Genomic DNA, 15,746 nt, shown 5'->3' with positions numbered 1-15,746 from the left:
AAAATCGCAATGACGGCTTCAAAAAAAATCATCAATCAATCACCAATCATCGATCAAAAAACGAAACGTCAATCTAAACAAAACAAAATGAAATTATGAACATTGAAAACACAAAAGCACAGATGCGCAAAGGTGTTCTTGAGTTTTGTATCTTATCTGTACTGAAAGAAAAAGATGCTTATACATCGGAAATATTAGACACTTTGAAAAACGCAAAATTACTGGTTGTAGAGGGAACTATTTATCCATTATTAACCAGATTAAAAAACGACGGTTTACTTAATTATCGCTGGGAAGAATCGACTTCTGGACCACCACGAAAATATTATGGATTAACTGAAATAGGTCAGACATTTTTAAACGAACTAAATGGCACCTGGAATGAACTTTCGGATGCTGTAACACTAATCACCAATCAAAAACAATAGTCATGAACAAAACTGTAAATATTAACTTAGGAGGCATGTTCTTTCATATAGATGAAGATGCATACTTGAAACTGACGCGCTATTTTGACGCTATAAAACGTTCTTTAGGTAACTCTTCTGGTAAAGATGAAATCATTAAAGACATTGAAATGCGTGTATCGGAATTATTAACCGAGAAACAAAAAAGTGAAAAACATGTTGTGGGATTAAAAGATGTGGATGAGGTTATTGCAGTAATGGGACAACCTGAGGACTACATTATCGAGGAAGAATCTAATGCATCTCATCAATCATTTAGCAATTCTGGAACTCGTAAATCTAAAAAATTATACCGTGATAAAGAAAAAGGTATGATTGGTGGTGTAGCAACTGGTTTGGGTCACTATTTTGGAATAGATTCTGTTTGGTTAAAAATCATGTTCTTGATATTTGTTTTTGCTGGATTTGGAACTGGAATACTTGCTTATATCGTATTATGGATTGTAACTCCCGAAGCTGTAACAACTTCGGAAAAACTAGAAATGACTGGTGAACCGGTTACAATTTCGAATATCGAAAAAAAGGTACGTGAGGAAATTGAGTCTTTTTCGGATAAATTTAAAAATGCCGATTATGATAAAATGGGAAACCAGGTAAAATCGGGTGCTGAAAGACTAGGAAGTGGTTTTAGTGATTTTATCATGACTGTTTTTAAAATCTTTGCTAAGTTTTTAGGGATTATTTTAATCATGTCGGGTATCTCTACCTTAATCTTATTACTTATTGGGGTTTTTACTCTAGGAACTAATCTTTTTGTTGAGTTCCCTTGGCAAAACTTTGTAGATGCTGGAAACTTTACTGATTATCCTATCTGGATGTTTGGTTTATTAATGTTCTTTGCGGTTGGAATTCCGTTCTTCTTCTTGACGCTTTTAGGATTTAAATTATTAGCGCCAAACATGAAATCTATAGGAAACATAGCAAAATATACGCTTCTTGCTGTATGGATTATCGCAATGGCATTGGCAATAAGTATTGGAATAAAACAAGCTACAGAGATTTCATATGACAATAAAACGGTACAAAAGCAACCTATAAACATTAAAACTACTGATACTCTTTTTGTAAAGTTTAAATACAATGATTATTTCTCTAAAGATTTTGATCATCACAGAGATTTTGAATTTGTACAGGATTCGGCAAACCATCAATTAATCTATTCAACTAATGTTAACCTGCGAGTATTGCACACTGATGAAAAAACAGCTTACATTCAGATAGAAAAGACTGCAAGAGGAAAATCATACATTGATGCTAAGGAAAGAGCTGAAAAAATAAACTATAAATTTGAAATAAAAGGAAACCAGCTTATACTAGACAATTACCTTCTTACTGATATTAAAAATAAATTTAGAGACCAAGAAGTAAAAATATATTTATACTTACCAGAAGGTCAATTACTAAAACCAGATGCTTCGGTAGAAGATTATGATGAGTCTGATGACAATTTCTTTAATTTGCATTTCAGTTCTGATAATTACGTTTATAAAGTAGAAAGTTCTAAAGTTAAATGTTTGAACTGCCCTATCTCTGAAAATGAATTTGATGATGTTGAAGATATTGAAGATATCGATTCAAATGATACTATAAATGAAGTATCGGTTAAAATAAACGGAAAAGAAGTCTTGAACGGAAAGAAAACTTCAGGACACTTAACAACAGACAAAAACGGAGTTATAATTAAAATTAATTAATCATGATCAAGATAATTATGTGGATTACCAAGTTTATAGTTGTTGCCTTAACAGCTTTATTATTTGCTTCTTGTAACTACTCGAATAATTTTAAATCGATAGTAGGAAGCGGAAAAGTTATTACTGAAAAAAGAACGGTTCAGGGAGATTTTAGAAATGTATCTGTTAGCAATGCTATAGATCTTGTAATTGAACAATCAGACAAAACTGAAATTACTGTAGAAGCTGATGATAATTTAATAAACGGAATTACCACAAGAGTGGAAGGAAATACTTTGGTTATTAAATCTGACTACAACTCTTTTAAAAATATAAAATCTAAAAGGGTTATCGTAAAAATGCCTTTCATTGATAAGATTAAAGCTTCGAGTGGATCATCTGTAAAAAGTCAGAATGTTTTAAGAGGCGAAGATATTAGTCTGGATGCCTCAAGCTCTGGAAACATGAGTCTAAACATAGAATCGGATGCTATTACTTGCGAGACAAGTAGCGGTAGCTCAATAGTTATTGAGGGAAAAGCATTAAAACTAAATGTGTCTGCATCTAGCGGAAGTGATATTAGTGCAAAAAGATTGCTAGCAAACGAAATTGAAGCACAAGCTTCTAGTGGAGCTACTGTATATGTACACCCAATAGTAAGTTTAAAAGCTGATGCTAGCAGCGGAGGAAATATTAATTACAACTCTGTCCCAAAATCTATCGAGAAAAAATCTAGTTCTGGCGGAAGCATCGATCAGGACTAATACTTAAATAGTACTTAAAATTATATTAATCATCCACCGCAAGTGGATGATTTTTTTATATTTGTAAAAAACAAAATTTAATGAAAAATTACACACTAGCGCTCCTGCTTTTAGTTGTTACTACAGCAACTTTTGCACAAAAAAGAGAAAAGATAAAAGGTTCAAAAACAGTAACTATAGCAACCAAAGAAGTAGGTGAATTTAATAGTCTTGAAGTTAATGACAACCTTGAAGTTTACTTAGAACGTGGAGAAAAAAACGAAATAAAGATTGAAGCCGACGATAATCTTCATGAAATTATTGGCATGGATTTAAACGGACAATTGCTTCGTCTTTACACATCTAAAGATGCTAGTATCTTTAAAAAGCTAATTGTAAGAGTAACTTATACTAAAGATTTAATTAAAGTTATTGCAAAAAATGCGACTGTAGTAAATGCTATTCAGGAAGTTCAACTTGATGATATCACTTTTAACTCTGTAGATTACTCGAAATTATTTTTGAATGTAAATTCTAAGAAATTTGCTTTGATTGCTGATGATAAATCGAAAACAGAACTAAATTTAAAATCAGAAAATGGAAGTGTGCAATTAAGTAAAAATGCTGGTTTAAAAGCATTGGTTGTTGCAACAGATTTTAAATGTGATTTATATCAAAAAGCCAATGCAGCTATTGAAGGTTCTGCTACTAATGGAACTTTTAGACTGGATAACAACTCTGTACTAACAGGAAATAAATTTACTGTAAAAAATGCTAATCTTACTGCTGAGAGTTATTCTACTTGTAGCTTACTTGCAGAAACTACCATTACTATTGCAGCTGGAGATAAAGCCGAAGTTCAGCTTTTGGGAACACCTAAAATTGAACTTACCCGTTTTTCTGAGGAAGCTAAACTGATAAAAAGATTGAAATAAATAAATCTCGTCTTAAGTTAATTTGACAATATAAGATAACATAGCATTGTCAGGTTGAGCGGAGTCGAAACCTTATCTATAAGTATAAAAACAAAAAAGTCCCATTCGCCTCGGCGAGGGCACTGAAAAAGTCCTTTTCACGAATAAATTGTTAATTAAAAGGAGTAGAAGCTAAAAGTTTCTGCTCCTTTTTTTTGTATCTTTTGAGTGTAATCATAAGGCTTTTTAGATGTTAATTCAACAGCAACAAATTCAGTTTAGTCCCTATTCCTCATTATATGATTTAATTGTTCCTCAGGATAATCTCCTTAGAAAAATCAACGAACTCATAGACTTCTCATTCATCTACGATGAGTTGCTAAATAAATATTGCATCACTAATGGTCGCACAGCAGAAAGCCCAGTGCGTATGTTTAAGTATTTACTTCTAAAAACAATTTATGATGTCTCGGATGTTGATGTAGTAGAACGTTCACGTTTTGATATGTCTTTTAAGTATTTCTTAGAAATGACACCAGAGGAGAGTGTTATTAATCCAAGTTCTTTAACGAAATTTCGTAAACTTCGCCTGAAGGATACGGACTTATTAAATCTACTCATTGGTAAAACAGTATCTATAGCCGTCGAAAAGGGAATCATCAGATCCAGGTCTATTATAGTTGATGCTACACACACTTTATCAAGATCAAATCCATTTGCAGCAATTGATGTATTAAGAGAGCGCTCTAAACTTCTACGAAGAACAGTATATTTATTTGATGACCAATTCAAAGAGCATATGCCCGAGAAGAACAATACCAATGAATTGGAAAAAGAATTAGCCTATTGTAAAGAACTGGAGCAGCGCATAGAAAAAGAAGAATCTTTGAGTTCTATACCTGCTGTAAAAGAAAAGCTAAATCTGCTTAAAGAAACTATAGAAGATACTCAGGAAAATTTTATCTTATCAAAAGATATAGATGCTAAAACAGGTCATAAATCCGCAGATAGCTCTTTCTTTGGATACAAGACTCATTTAGCGATGACCGAAGAGCGAATCATCACAGCGGCTGTAGTTACCTCAGGAGAGAAAGCAGATGGTCCAGAGTTACCAAAACTCTTAGAGATTAGTCAGCAAAACGGAATTGATGTAAATACCATTATTGGTGATGGAGCTTATTCAGGAACAGAAAATCTCAAGCGAGCAAACGGGAAAAATATTAGAGTTGTAGCTAAGTTAAATGTTTCAGTAGCAAATGGGACAAGAAAAGAGGAAGATAAATTTCAATATAATAAAGATGCCGATAGAATGGTTTGTCCTGCAGGACATATGGCTATACGAAAAGCTAGACAGGGCAAAAAAAATGTTGGGAAAAATCAAACATATACCTACTATTTCGATGTCGAAAAATGCAAATCTTGTTCTTTAAAACAGGGGTGTTATAAAGGGGCAAAAACAAAAACCTACTGTGTAAGGATAAAATCAGACTTACACCAAGAACAAATCGCCTTTCAAGAAACGGATTATTTCAAAGAAAAAGCAAAACATCGATACAAAATAGAGGCTAAAAATAGTGAGTTAAAAAACGTACATGGCTATGATAGAGCAATATCGTACGGCATTGCCAATATGCAAATGCAAGGAGCAATGGCTATTTTTACAGTCAACTTAAAAAGAATACTGAAATTAATGTAAGAAATTTATAAAATAAGTATGCCTACACAAAATGCCCCCTATAAATCAAAAATCGATTCATATAGCTGCAAATAAAAAACAGATATAAAACGAAAAACGCTTACAACGGATATTTTTAAATCCTGTTATAAGCGTTTTTTCATTGTCTAAAAACAATCCCAATCAAAATAAGGGATGTTTTTCAGTGCCCTCGCCTCGGCGAATGGGACTTTTTTTATAGATTGTAAAGAACTAATTAGTCTTTTGAAGCCAAATATCTTTCAGCATCTAATGCGGCCATACATCCTGTACCTGCAGCAGTAATTGCCTGACGATATACATGATCAGCAGCATCTCCAGCTACAAAAACACCTGGTACATTTGTTAATGATGTTCCTGGAGTATTAATGATATATCCTGTCTCGTCTAGAGTCAAGAAATCTTTAAATATATCTGTGTTTGGTTTATGACCAATTGCAACGAAGAATCCTGTTGCTGGAATATCAAAAATTTCACCAGTAGTTTTATTTTTTGCTTTTACAGCAGTAACTACTTGTTCGTCTCCAACTACCTCTACAGTATCGTGATTCATTAATATCTCGATATTTTCGGTTTTACGAACACGATCTTCCATAATTTTTGAAGCTCTAAATTTTTCGCTTCTTACCAACATCGTCACTTTTTTACAAAGTTTAGATAAGTAATGTGCTTCTTCGCAAGCTGAATCTCCTGCTCCTACGATTACAACTTCTTGGTTTCTGTAAAAGAATCCGTCGCAAACAGCACAAGCTGAAACTCCACCACCCATTTTTAAATAATGTTGCTCAGATGGCAATCCAAGGTATTTAGCAGATGCTCCGGTAGAAATAATTACCGTTTCGCAATGTAATTCGATAGTATCGTTGATCCAAACTTTATGGATATCTCCAGAAAAGTCAACTTTGGTAGCCCAACCATCTCTTATATCAGCACCAAAACGTTGTGCTTGGCTTTGTAATTGTATCATCATTTCTGGTCCAGTAACTCCATCAACATAACCAGGGAAATTTTCAACTTCGTTTGTAGTTGTTAATTGTCCTCCAGGTTGCATTCCTTGATATAAAACTGGATTCATATTAGCTCTGGCAGCATAAATAGCCGCAGTATAACCTGCTGGTCCAGAACCTATAATTAGGCATTTAATTTTTTCGATTGTATCTGACATAATTTTAATTTTACTGAGATGCAAATGTAATCTATATTATAAAAATTAGAGCCTTAAATAAATCCTAAATAACTATATAGAAATAAATAAAATTTATTTTCAAAAAATGTTTTGACAACTGAAATAAATGTCTATCTTTGCAGCCGCTTTCGGGGTGTAGCGTAGCTCGGTTATCGCGCCTGCTTTGGGAGCAGGAGGCCGCAGGTTCGAATCCTGCCACCCCGACAAAAGTCTTTTCATTTATTTGAAAAGACTTTTTTTTTGCAATAAACTAAAGTAAAAGCTATTTCTACTTTAAGCTAAAATATAGACAAACAGAGAAGAGAATGGTTATCGCGTCCCGATTTAAAATCGGGAAGACAGCAGGTTCGAATCCTGCCACCCCGACAAAAGTCTTTTCATTTATTTGAAAAGACTTTTTTTTTGCAATAAATCCAATATTAAATCCATTATAACATCCCGAAGGAAAAGCAGAAACTTGGCAGGTCATATTAGCTCAAATGAAACAAGGGCTCCTCAAAAAATTTGAAGAACCCTCGTTCAGTTTAAAATCAATTATTTATTCTTTATACTTTGCATCAACATCGGCTGTCAACGTTTTCAGGAAGGCAACCATATCATCGGCTTCTTTATCCGTAATATCTTTATCCAGCTGCAATTTCCCCATCATCTTTACAGCTTCTTTCAGTGAAGCAACTGAACCATCGTGAAAATAAGGTCCTGTTTTTTCAACGTTTCTCAAACTCGGAACCTTAAATAAGAACTGATCACCTTCTTTTTTAGTTAAATCATAAAGTCCTTTATCCATTTTTTTGCTACGAGTCAGTTTAGCGTAATCTCCATAAACTCCAAATTTCTGGAACATCTGTCCACCAAGAGCTACACCACCATGACACGTTATACAACCATTGTCTATAAAAGAATTTAGTCCTTTTTTTTCCTGATCATTTAATGCAGATTCATTTCCGTCTAAATAATCATCAAATTTACTTTTAGGAATCAATTTACGTTCAAAAGCACCTATTGCATTAGCAAGATTATCAAAAGTAATAGGTTCTTTATCATTTGGGAATACTTTCTTAAAAAGAGCTTGATACTCTAGAATCCCTCTTAATTTTTTCTCCAAAAATTCCGCATTCGGGATTCCGTGTTCAACAGGATTTAGCAAAGGTCCTTTGGCTTGCTCTTCTACATCTTTAGCTCGGCCATCCCAAAACTGCATAGAATGAAGTGAGGAATAAATTACCGTAGGAGAGTTACGTCCTCCTAATTCCTTCGTATCTCCTACTGAAAGGGATTTATTATCTACACCAAAAGTGGCAAGATTATGACAGGAATTACAACTAATGGTTCCGTTTTTAGACAATGCTTTATCATAGAATAACTTCTTACCCAGATCGATTTTCTCTTGTGGAATATCTTCTCCTGTTATTGTTGAAACAGATTTAAAGAAATTAGATGCTTTGGTTAATAATTCAGATTTCTCGACTACTGGAGCTTTTGAGAAATCATATTCACTCGATTCTTTCTTGCAGGCTACAAAAGCAAGTCCCGCCATAATTAAGACAACTTTTTTCATTTGAGTATTGATTTAGTTTTGCAAAAGTCAATGTAGAACTCAAGGTGAAATAATTACTAATCCTTTTTATGTTTCTCCTCTTAATTAATAAAGTAGTCTTTACTAAATTTTAAATTCTATTTTCATTAAACTGTTGCATTAAATTAATCCTCGAATTTAAAAAAACATTATCGCGATAAAGCTGATTATTATCATAAAGTAGGTTTTATTTTACAATACATGCAGTTGTAATAAAAATCAAAAGCAGTAATTCATTCAAAAGTGAATAAAGAATCTCTAAACCAAAAAAATGATGAAAGCCATTTATTTTAAAATTAATTCTAGATTTTTTATTTATATCACAAAACACTTTATACAGATAAAAACTACCAAAATACTTTAACACTATTAAAATGTTATTATATTTACCGCTTACAATATTTTATTTATTTGTTTATGGAGATATTTCTGTTTTTACTAATATTTGTTTTTCTGATCTATATACTCAACACTCTTAATAAGCGATTTGACCAAATTGAGAATGATATTTCATCTCTTAATAAAAAATTAGATCAGCAAAAAACGATAGAGAAACCAGCAGAAACTATTTCTGTTGCTCCCATTCCTGTTATAAAGAAAGAAGAAATCAATATAACTCCCGAGGAAATAAAACCTCCTACTCTTGAAATAGCCAAGGAAGAAATCATCGAAGAAAAGATTCAAGAAAAAGAGTTGGAAAAAATTGCTCTTTCATACAATTCCGAAAACACACCTAAGCCAGTAGAGCCTAAAGAAGCTCCTAAACCTTATGTTCCGCTTCCGCCAAAGAAATCTTTCTGGGAGAACTTTAAAGAACAAAATCCTGATTTAGAAAAATTCATTGGTGAAAACTTAATCAACAAAATCGGAATTCTGATTCTTGTTTTAGGAATTAGCTATTTTGTAAAATATGCCATTGATAAAGATTGGATAAATGAACCTGCTCGAGTAGGAATTGGAATCCTTGCTGGTGCATTGGTAATGGGAGTTGCTCATAAATTGCGTAAAAACTACGCCGCCTTTAGTTCGGTTATCGTAGCTGGTGCAATTGCAATATTTTATTTTACGATTGGAATCGCTTTTCATAGCTATCATTTATTTAGCCAGAGCGTTGCATTTGGTATAATGGTCGTAATTACAGCTTTTAGTGCACTTATATCCTTATCTTATAATAGGATTGAACTTGCCGTGCTCTCCTTAATAGGTGGATTTGCCGTTCCTTTTATGGTAAGTACTGGCGAAGGAAATTATGTTGTATTATTTACTTATATCATTATCCTGAATATCGGAATTTTAGCTTTGGCTTATCATAAAAAGTGGAATCTGGTAAATATTCTTGCCTATGTATTCACCATTATATTATACGGTGGCTGGTTGGTTAATGACTTAACTAGCGAGAAACCTCATTATCTAGGTGCATTCGCATTTGGGTTTGCTTTCTATTCTATTTTTATTTTAATGAATATCATTAACAACATAAGAACAAAAGGAGAATTCTCTACCCCACAATTAGTCATTTTAGCCAGTAACACTTTCTTATTCTATGCTGCAGGAATGGCAATCCTAACAGATTATCATCCTGAATTAAGAGGATTATTTACAACCATAATTGCATTACTTAATTTAGTTTACGCTTGGTTTTTATACAAAAAATTCGGACTGGATAAAAAAGCTGTTTATTTACTCATCGGCTTAACATTAACCTTTGTTACACTAGCAATCCCAATTCAGTTTAAAGGCAACTACATCACTTTATTTTGGGCAGCCGAGGCGGTTTTATTATTATGGCTTTCGCAAAAATCAAAAATTGTCAGTTATCGATTTGGTTCAGTAATTATTCATGCCTTAATGATAATAAGTTTGATAATGGATTGGGCTAAATTCTACGAGTACACAGCCGTTTTAAACATAATTATCAATCCTATATTCATTACAGGATTAGTCGCAATAGCATCATTATTCACTGTTTCTTATCTATTAAAACCTGAAACCAACAATACCGAAATGCTTGGCTTTAGTTTTAATCCAGAAAAATATGGAAAATTCATTTTTGGATTAGGACTTGTAATCAGTTATTTTGTTGGATTACTCGAAGTGATTTATCAATCTAATTATTATTTCGAAAACACATATTCTGCTGCAGCATTTACTGTAGTATATCATTTATTATTCTTTGCAATTGTAGCTGGTTATTTAGCACGAAAGAAAACAGATTCCGGTTATCAAGGTGCAACATTAATTGCGCTTATCAATATTATCTTATTTACTTTTTGGTTCTCGAATTACGCCTTTGGAGAACACGAAGAAATCATAAGTTCAGGAACTGGAAGTCCTTATGCATTTTACCTGCATTACATTTCTTTATTAATAATTATCTATTTCGGTTATCTATTATATCAAATCAATTCTAAGAAACTTGTTTTCTCAATATTGAGTAATAAAATTTATATCTGGGCAGCAGCATTTATTTTAATCTACATTGCAAGCACTGAGCTAATGCTTCATGGTTTAATATTGATGAATTCCCCAATAACAACAGACCAAATTCAGGCAAGCAACTTGTATGCAACTTACAAAACTGATTTAGGATATATAAGAGAGATGCTGACCGAAGACGCAATAGATTTGGCCAGAACCAAAATAATCAAAACTGGTTTTCCTATCCTTTGGGGAATCTTAGCTTTTGTTTTCCTTATCGTAGGGATAAAAAAACAAACCAAAACCATTCGTATTATTGCTTTGGCATTATTAGGATTAACAATCGTAAAATTATTTTTATACGATATTAGCAACATTTCCGAAACAGGAAAAATTATATCGTTTATACTATTAGGTATCTTAATTTTGATAATCTCATTTGTCTATCAAAAAATTAAAGTACTAGTAATAGATGAAAACAAACCCAATGAAACTGATGAAACCAAATAATTTTTTATTTCTATTATTCTTAGTAAACTTTTCGTTTGCACAATATAATACTACTGCAAAAATAAAAGCAGTAACATCAACTGGATTAAACAAGATCGTTTTGCCACCAGCAATTCGTTCCGCGTCTAAAGAAGATTTAAGTGATTTCAGGATATTTGATTCAAAAGGAATTGAAGTTCCTTACTTTGTTGTGCGAAATGAAAAAGAGACACTTTCTAATTCTTTTGAAGAATACAGCATTGTGTCCAAAACTGTTGTTCCAAACAAGAGCAGTTCTATTATTATTGCCAATCCATCAACGCAAAGTATCAATCAAATTTCGCTTTTTATTGCCAACTCCGATGTGGTAAAAACATATAATATTTCAGGAAGTAACGACCAAAAAGAATGGTTTGGTTTATCTAATGCACAAAAACTATACGACCTAAATAGCACTGATAAAACAAATGTTATTAAGACTATATCATTTCCTCTATCTTCTTATCAATTTTTGAAAATAGATTTTGATGATAAAAAAACATTACCAATAAATATCCTAAAGGCAGGAAATTATAACCATCAGGTAAAAACCAATTCGCTACAAGAAATAGTTCCAAAGAGTAGTTCGGTAACTCAACTTACATCTGAGAAGAAAACAAAAATTCATATAGTTTTTGATGCACCACAGATTATAGATCAAATTGCATTCGATATTTCGAAACCAGCATTCTACAAACGAGATGCAACTATTTATAAAAATGCTACTCGAAAAGTAAAACGTAAAACAGAAACGTATGAAGAAAACATTACCTATTTCGAATTAAATTCGGATACAAAAAACACGTTCAATGTTCCACAAATATTCGAGAAAGAAATTTATATCTCTATCGACAATCAGGATAATCCTGCATTAAATATTGCTGAAATAAAATTTTACCAAATCCCCGTTTCAATAGTTACCAGTTTAAATGCAAATGAAAACTATACTATCAAAACAGGAAACAATAATTTGAACGAACCTCAATATGACCTTTCCAATTTCAAGAATAGCATTTCGGCTAATTTACCCGAGGCTTCTATTTCCGAAATAAAACAAATTGCTTCTACAGATACTACAATTCAAAACAAATCTTTTTGGCAACAATCATGGTTTATGTGGATGTGTATAATAATTGGCGGAATTGCAATTTTATATTTTACTGCGAGTTTAGTAAAAGACATGAAAAAAGAGTAATTAATTAATCCGAATCTTTATTTAAACAACATTATTTAGTTTGTACCCGAAATACTAATTTTCAGACTATTAGCCAACAATCAGTTGATATTCAATAGTCTCTAAGAAAGTTATTATTCTAAATCGCACATAAATAGAAAAAGCTAAGCCTGATACAAACAAATTGAAATCGTCTTTAGAAATAATACCTATTTTAAAAACAGCAGGCTGTCAAACGACGATTAATCAAGGTTTAACAAATGTTAACAAAATAGATTTTCAAAAACCATAAATAATCGTATTTTTACGGTTCAAAATTCAGAAAATAAATGGGCAAAATCATTGCGATTGCTAATCAAAAAGGAGGCGTTGGAAAGACTACAACATCTGTAAATCTTGCGGCCTCATTAGGTGTTTTAGAAAAAAAAGTATTACTAATAGATGCTGACCCTCAAGCAAATGCTACTTCAGGACTTGGTATTGATGTAGAAGTTGTTGAAATTGGTACCTATCAAATACTAGAACACAGTCATACGCCAAAAGAAGCTATTATTCAATGTACAGCTCCAAACGTAGATGTGATTCCGGCTCACATTGACCTTGTTGCTATCGAAATCGAATTGGTCGATAAAGAAAACAGAGAATACATGCTAAAAAAAGCATTAGAAAGTGTTAAAGATGAGTACGATTATATCATTATCGATTGTGCGCCTTCATTAGGACTTTTAACTTTGAATGCTTTAACAGCGGCCGACTCTGTAGTTATCCCTATTCAATGCGAATATTTTGCACTTGAAGGTTTAGGAAAATTACTAAACACGATTAAAAGCATCCAAAAAATTCATAACCCAGACTTGGATATTGAAGGATTGTTACTAACCATGTACGATTCTAGATTACGTTTATCAAATCAAGTTGTTGAAGAAGTTCAAAAACACTTTAATGACATGGTTTTTGATACCGTTATCCAACGAAATGTAAAATTAAGTGAAGCTCCTAGTTTTGGCGAAAGCATTATAAACTATGACGCTACAAGTAAAGGAGCTGTTAATTACATAAACTTGGCTCAAGAAATTATAAAGAAAAACAGTAAATAGTTTTTATGACAAAAGCGATTAAAAAACAAGCCTTAGGAAGAGGATTATCTGCATTATTAAAAGATCCGGAAAATGATATAAAATCCGTTGACGATAAAAATGCTGATAAGGTTGTAGGAAGTATTATAGAGCTTGAAATTAGTGCTATCGAAATAAATCCGTTTCAACCCCGAAGCAATTTTAACGAAGAATCATTACGTGAACTAGCCACTTCTATCAAGGAACTTGGTGTGATTCAGCCTATAACTGTTCGAAAATTAGACTTCAATAAATACCAATTAATTTCTGGAGAGCGTCGTTTACGTGCTTCAACATTAATCGGCTTAACACATGTTCCTGCATACATCAGAATTGCAAATGACAACGAATCATTGGTTATGGCATTGGTTGAAAATATTCAACGTCATGATTTAGATCCGATAGAGATTGCACTTTCTTACCAACGTTTGATTGATGAAATCCAGTTAACTCAAGAACAAATGAGTGACCGTGTTGGTAAAAAACGTTCTACAATTGCAAACTACTTACGTCTTTTAAAACTAGATCCAATTATCCAAACTGGTATTCGTGATGGTTTTATAAGTATGGGTCATGGTCGTGCAATTATAAACGTTGACGATTTAGATGTTCAAACCGATATTTACCAAAAAATTGTTAGCCGTAATTTATCTGTACGTGAAACAGAAGCTTTGGTAAAAAACTACCACGAAAGTTTAAAACCTAAACCTGCTGGAAAACCAAAAGCCTCTTCATTTGACATCGAAGAAGATCAAAAAAGCACATTTACAAATTATTTTGGCGCAAAAGTTGACATAAAAGTAGCTGGAAATGGAAAAGGAAAAATTACAATTCCGTTCCATTCAGAAGAAGACTTTGCCAGAATTATCAAATTAATAAACGGGTAGTGAATAAAATAGTTCCCATAGGTCTATTCTTTTTTCTATTAGGAAGTACTGCTGTTTTTGCTCAGTCAAAAAAAGGAGATGCTGCCTTGGTAGCAAAAGACACCCTAAAATCGACTGAGATAGACCCACTTACTCCTGCAAAAGCAGCTTTTTACTCTGCTATTTTACCAGGATTAGGACAGGCATACAATAAAAAGTATTGGAAAATCCCTCTAGTTTACGGAGCCATAGGTACAAGTTTGTATTTCTATATTGATAATAATAAAAAATACCATCAATATAGAGATGCATACAAACGTAGACTTGAAGGCTACAACAATGACGAACTTCAATATCTGGACGATAGCAGACTTATTGCAGGTCAAAAATTTTATCAACGTAATCGAGATTTATCTGCCCTAGTAACCTTGGGCTTTTATGTTTTAAATATAATAGATGCAAATGTTGATGCTGCATTGATTCAGTTTAACGTAAATGAAAGATTATCTTTACGTCCAGAAATATACCCCGACGATGTAACATTAAGACCCAACGTTGGACTAACATTTAATTACCACTTTTAAATTGCAGTGATAAACTGCAATTTTTGAATTTAAAATAAACATACAAATGAAAATTGCGCTTTTAGGATACGGAAAAATGGGGCAAGTAATCGAAAGAATTGCTTTAGAAAGAGGTCATGAAATTGTCTTAAAAAAAGACGAATTCAATACTTATGAAGGACTTGAGACTGCTAATGTAGCCATCGATTTTAGCGTTCCATCTGCTGCAGTTGCAAATATTTCTAATGCTTTTAACGCTAATGTTCCTGTAGTTTCCGGAACAACAGGCTGGTTAGAACATTATGACGAAATGGTTGCTCTTTGCAATGAAAAAAAGGGAGGATTTATCTCTAGCTCAAATTTTAGTTTGGGTGTAAATATCTTCTTTGAGCTTAACGAACACTTAGCTAAAATAATGGCTAAATTCGATAACTACAAAGTTGATATGGAAGAGATTCACCATACTCAAAAACTAGATGCTCCAAGTGGTACAGCTATTTCATTGGCCAAAGGCGTAATCGAAAATAGCGCTTACAAAAACTGGACTCTTGACGAAGCCAAACCTACAGAAATTCATATCGAAGCCAAAAGAATTGGAGATGTCCCAGGTACACATACTGTAACGTACAATTCTGGAATTGATAGTATCGAAATAAAACATACAGCACATAATCGTGAAGGTTTTGCTCTTGGAGCTGTAATAGCTGCTGAGTGGCTTGCAGGAAAGCAAGGTATCTTTACAATGAAAGATGTTCTGGAATTTTAAATAAAAAACAATTTAAAAATATAAAAATTCGTTTACCGAAAGA

13 protein-coding genes and 1 tRNA gene are annotated in these 15,746 nt (G+C 32.7%); 12 read left to right on the top strand and 2 right to left on the bottom strand.

Annotated features, from left to right (window positions below):
* Positions 1-95 precede the first annotated feature (95 nt).
* From AC3IPI_RS09950 to AC3IPI_RS09930, 5 genes are all read left to right on the top strand, one after another.
* Entirely contained in the window at positions 96-428 is a 333-nt protein-coding gene (locus AC3IPI_RS09950; protein ID WP_039112343.1) for a PadR family transcriptional regulator, read from the top strand.
* A gap of 2 nt (positions 429-430) precedes the next feature.
* Positions 431-2,161: a PspC domain-containing protein gene (locus AC3IPI_RS09945; RefSeq protein ID WP_489158772.1), complete on the top strand. Its 1,731-nt coding sequence runs from the start codon at positions 431-433 to the stop codon at positions 2,159-2,161.
* A 2-nt stretch (positions 2,162-2,163) separates the two neighbouring features.
* A complete protein-coding gene (locus tag AC3IPI_RS09940; protein ID WP_039118081.1) occupies positions 2,164-2,904 on the top strand; it encodes a head GIN domain-containing protein in 741 nt (246 codons plus the stop codon).
* Between the two features lie 80 nt (positions 2,905-2,984).
* Positions 2,985-3,818, top strand: a complete 834-nt coding sequence (locus AC3IPI_RS09935) for a GIN domain-containing protein (protein WP_039118082.1) — start codon at positions 2,985-2,987, stop codon at positions 3,816-3,818.
* Between the two features lie 229 nt (positions 3,819-4,047).
* Positions 4,048-5,493: an IS1182 family transposase gene (locus tag AC3IPI_RS09930; protein WP_489153512.1), complete on the top strand. Its 1,446-nt coding sequence runs from the start codon at positions 4,048-4,050 to the stop codon at positions 5,491-5,493.
* Between the two features lie 235 nt (positions 5,494-5,728).
* Here AC3IPI_RS09930 and trxB read toward each other — a convergent pair whose 3' ends face one another.
* Complete coding sequence (gene trxB, locus AC3IPI_RS09925; RefSeq protein ID WP_039112347.1) at positions 5,729-6,676, bottom strand: thioredoxin-disulfide reductase; 948 nt, start codon at positions 6,674-6,676, stop codon at positions 5,729-5,731.
* Between the two features lie 150 nt (positions 6,677-6,826).
* Here trxB and AC3IPI_RS09920 point away from each other — a divergent pair.
* Positions 6,827-6,901, top strand: a tRNA-Pro gene (locus AC3IPI_RS09920).
* 334 nt (positions 6,902-7,235) lie between these two features.
* On the opposite strand, the gene AC3IPI_RS09915 is transcribed toward AC3IPI_RS09920, so the two are convergent.
* Positions 7,236-8,255, bottom strand: a complete 1,020-nt coding sequence (locus AC3IPI_RS09915; RefSeq protein WP_489158769.1) for a cytochrome-c peroxidase — start codon at positions 8,253-8,255, stop codon at positions 7,236-7,238.
* Positions 8,256-8,690: 435 nt separating this feature from the next.
* On the opposite strand from AC3IPI_RS09915, the gene AC3IPI_RS09910 reads away from it, so the two are divergent.
* The 6 genes from AC3IPI_RS09910 to dapB all read left to right on the top strand — a co-directional run bounded on the left by AC3IPI_RS09910 (position 8,691) and on the right by dapB (position 15,703).
* On the top strand, positions 8,691-11,201 hold the full coding sequence (locus AC3IPI_RS09910; protein WP_489158767.1) for a DUF2339 domain-containing protein: 2,511 nt from the start codon (positions 8,691-8,693) through the stop codon (positions 11,199-11,201).
* Positions 11,164-12,414: a hypothetical protein gene (locus AC3IPI_RS09905; RefSeq protein WP_489158765.1), complete on the top strand. Its 1,251-nt coding sequence runs from the start codon at positions 11,164-11,166 to the stop codon at positions 12,412-12,414. The genes AC3IPI_RS09910 and AC3IPI_RS09905 overlap by 38 nt, the downstream gene beginning before the upstream one ends.
* A gap of 308 nt (positions 12,415-12,722) precedes the next feature.
* Positions 12,723-13,490 (top strand): ParA family protein, encoded by a 768-nt coding sequence (locus AC3IPI_RS09900; protein WP_035627818.1) that lies wholly within the window; start codon positions 12,723-12,725, stop codon positions 13,488-13,490.
* A gap of 5 nt (positions 13,491-13,495) precedes the next feature.
* Positions 13,496-14,395, top strand: a complete 900-nt coding sequence (locus AC3IPI_RS09895; protein WP_039112350.1) for a ParB/RepB/Spo0J family partition protein — start codon at positions 13,496-13,498, stop codon at positions 14,393-14,395.
* Positions 14,395-14,958: a DUF5683 domain-containing protein gene (locus tag AC3IPI_RS09890; RefSeq protein WP_039112351.1), complete on the top strand. Its 564-nt coding sequence runs from the start codon at positions 14,395-14,397 to the stop codon at positions 14,956-14,958. The genes AC3IPI_RS09895 and AC3IPI_RS09890 overlap by 1 nt, the downstream gene beginning before the upstream one ends.
* 46 nt (positions 14,959-15,004) lie before the next feature.
* Positions 15,005-15,703, top strand: a complete 699-nt coding sequence (dapB, locus tag AC3IPI_RS09885) for a 4-hydroxy-tetrahydrodipicolinate reductase (RefSeq protein WP_086895486.1) — start codon at positions 15,005-15,007, stop codon at positions 15,701-15,703.
* Positions 15,704-15,746: the final 43 nt, after the last annotated feature.

The sequence above is a fragment of the Flavobacterium sp. GL_143 genome (genome assembly GCF_057834355.1).
The sequence above is the reverse complement of the archived record's forward strand: the minus strand, read 5'-3'. Positions and strand labels throughout refer to the sequence as shown.

What these genes read in the sequence shown, in the direction of transcription:
- AC3IPI_RS09950 (WP_039112343.1), top strand. Translation starts at nt 96, where the DNA reads ATGAACATTGAAAACACAAAAGCACAGATGCGCAAAGGTGTTCTTGAG.
- AC3IPI_RS09945 (WP_489158772.1), top strand. Translation starts at nt 431, where the DNA reads ATGAACAAAACTGTAAATATTAACTTAGGAGGCATGTTCTTTCATATA.
- AC3IPI_RS09940 (WP_039118081.1), top strand. Translation starts at nt 2,164, where the DNA reads ATGATCAAGATAATTATGTGGATTACCAAGTTTATAGTTGTTGCCTTA.
- AC3IPI_RS09935 (WP_039118082.1), top strand. Translation starts at nt 2,985, where the DNA reads ATGAAAAATTACACACTAGCGCTCCTGCTTTTAGTTGTTACTACAGCA.
- AC3IPI_RS09930 (WP_489153512.1), top strand. Translation starts at nt 4,048, where the DNA reads ATGTTAATTCAACAGCAACAAATTCAGTTTAGTCCCTATTCCTCATTA.
- trxB (WP_039112347.1), bottom strand. Translation starts at nt 6,676, where the DNA reads ATGTCAGATACAATCGAAAAAATTAAATGCCTAATTATAGGTTCTGGA.
- AC3IPI_RS09915 (WP_489158769.1), bottom strand. Translation starts at nt 8,255, where the DNA reads ATGAAAAAAGTTGTCTTAATTATGGCGGGACTTGCTTTTGTAGCCTGC.
- AC3IPI_RS09910 (WP_489158767.1), top strand. Translation starts at nt 8,691, where the DNA reads ATGGAGATATTTCTGTTTTTACTAATATTTGTTTTTCTGATCTATATA.
- AC3IPI_RS09905 (WP_489158765.1), top strand. Translation starts at nt 11,164, where the DNA reads ATGAAAACAAACCCAATGAAACTGATGAAACCAAATAATTTTTTATTT.
- AC3IPI_RS09900 (WP_035627818.1), top strand. Translation starts at nt 12,723, where the DNA reads ATGGGCAAAATCATTGCGATTGCTAATCAAAAAGGAGGCGTTGGAAAG.
- AC3IPI_RS09895 (WP_039112350.1), top strand. Translation starts at nt 13,496, where the DNA reads ATGACAAAAGCGATTAAAAAACAAGCCTTAGGAAGAGGATTATCTGCA.
- dapB (WP_086895486.1), top strand. Translation starts at nt 15,005, where the DNA reads ATGAAAATTGCGCTTTTAGGATACGGAAAAATGGGGCAAGTAATCGAA.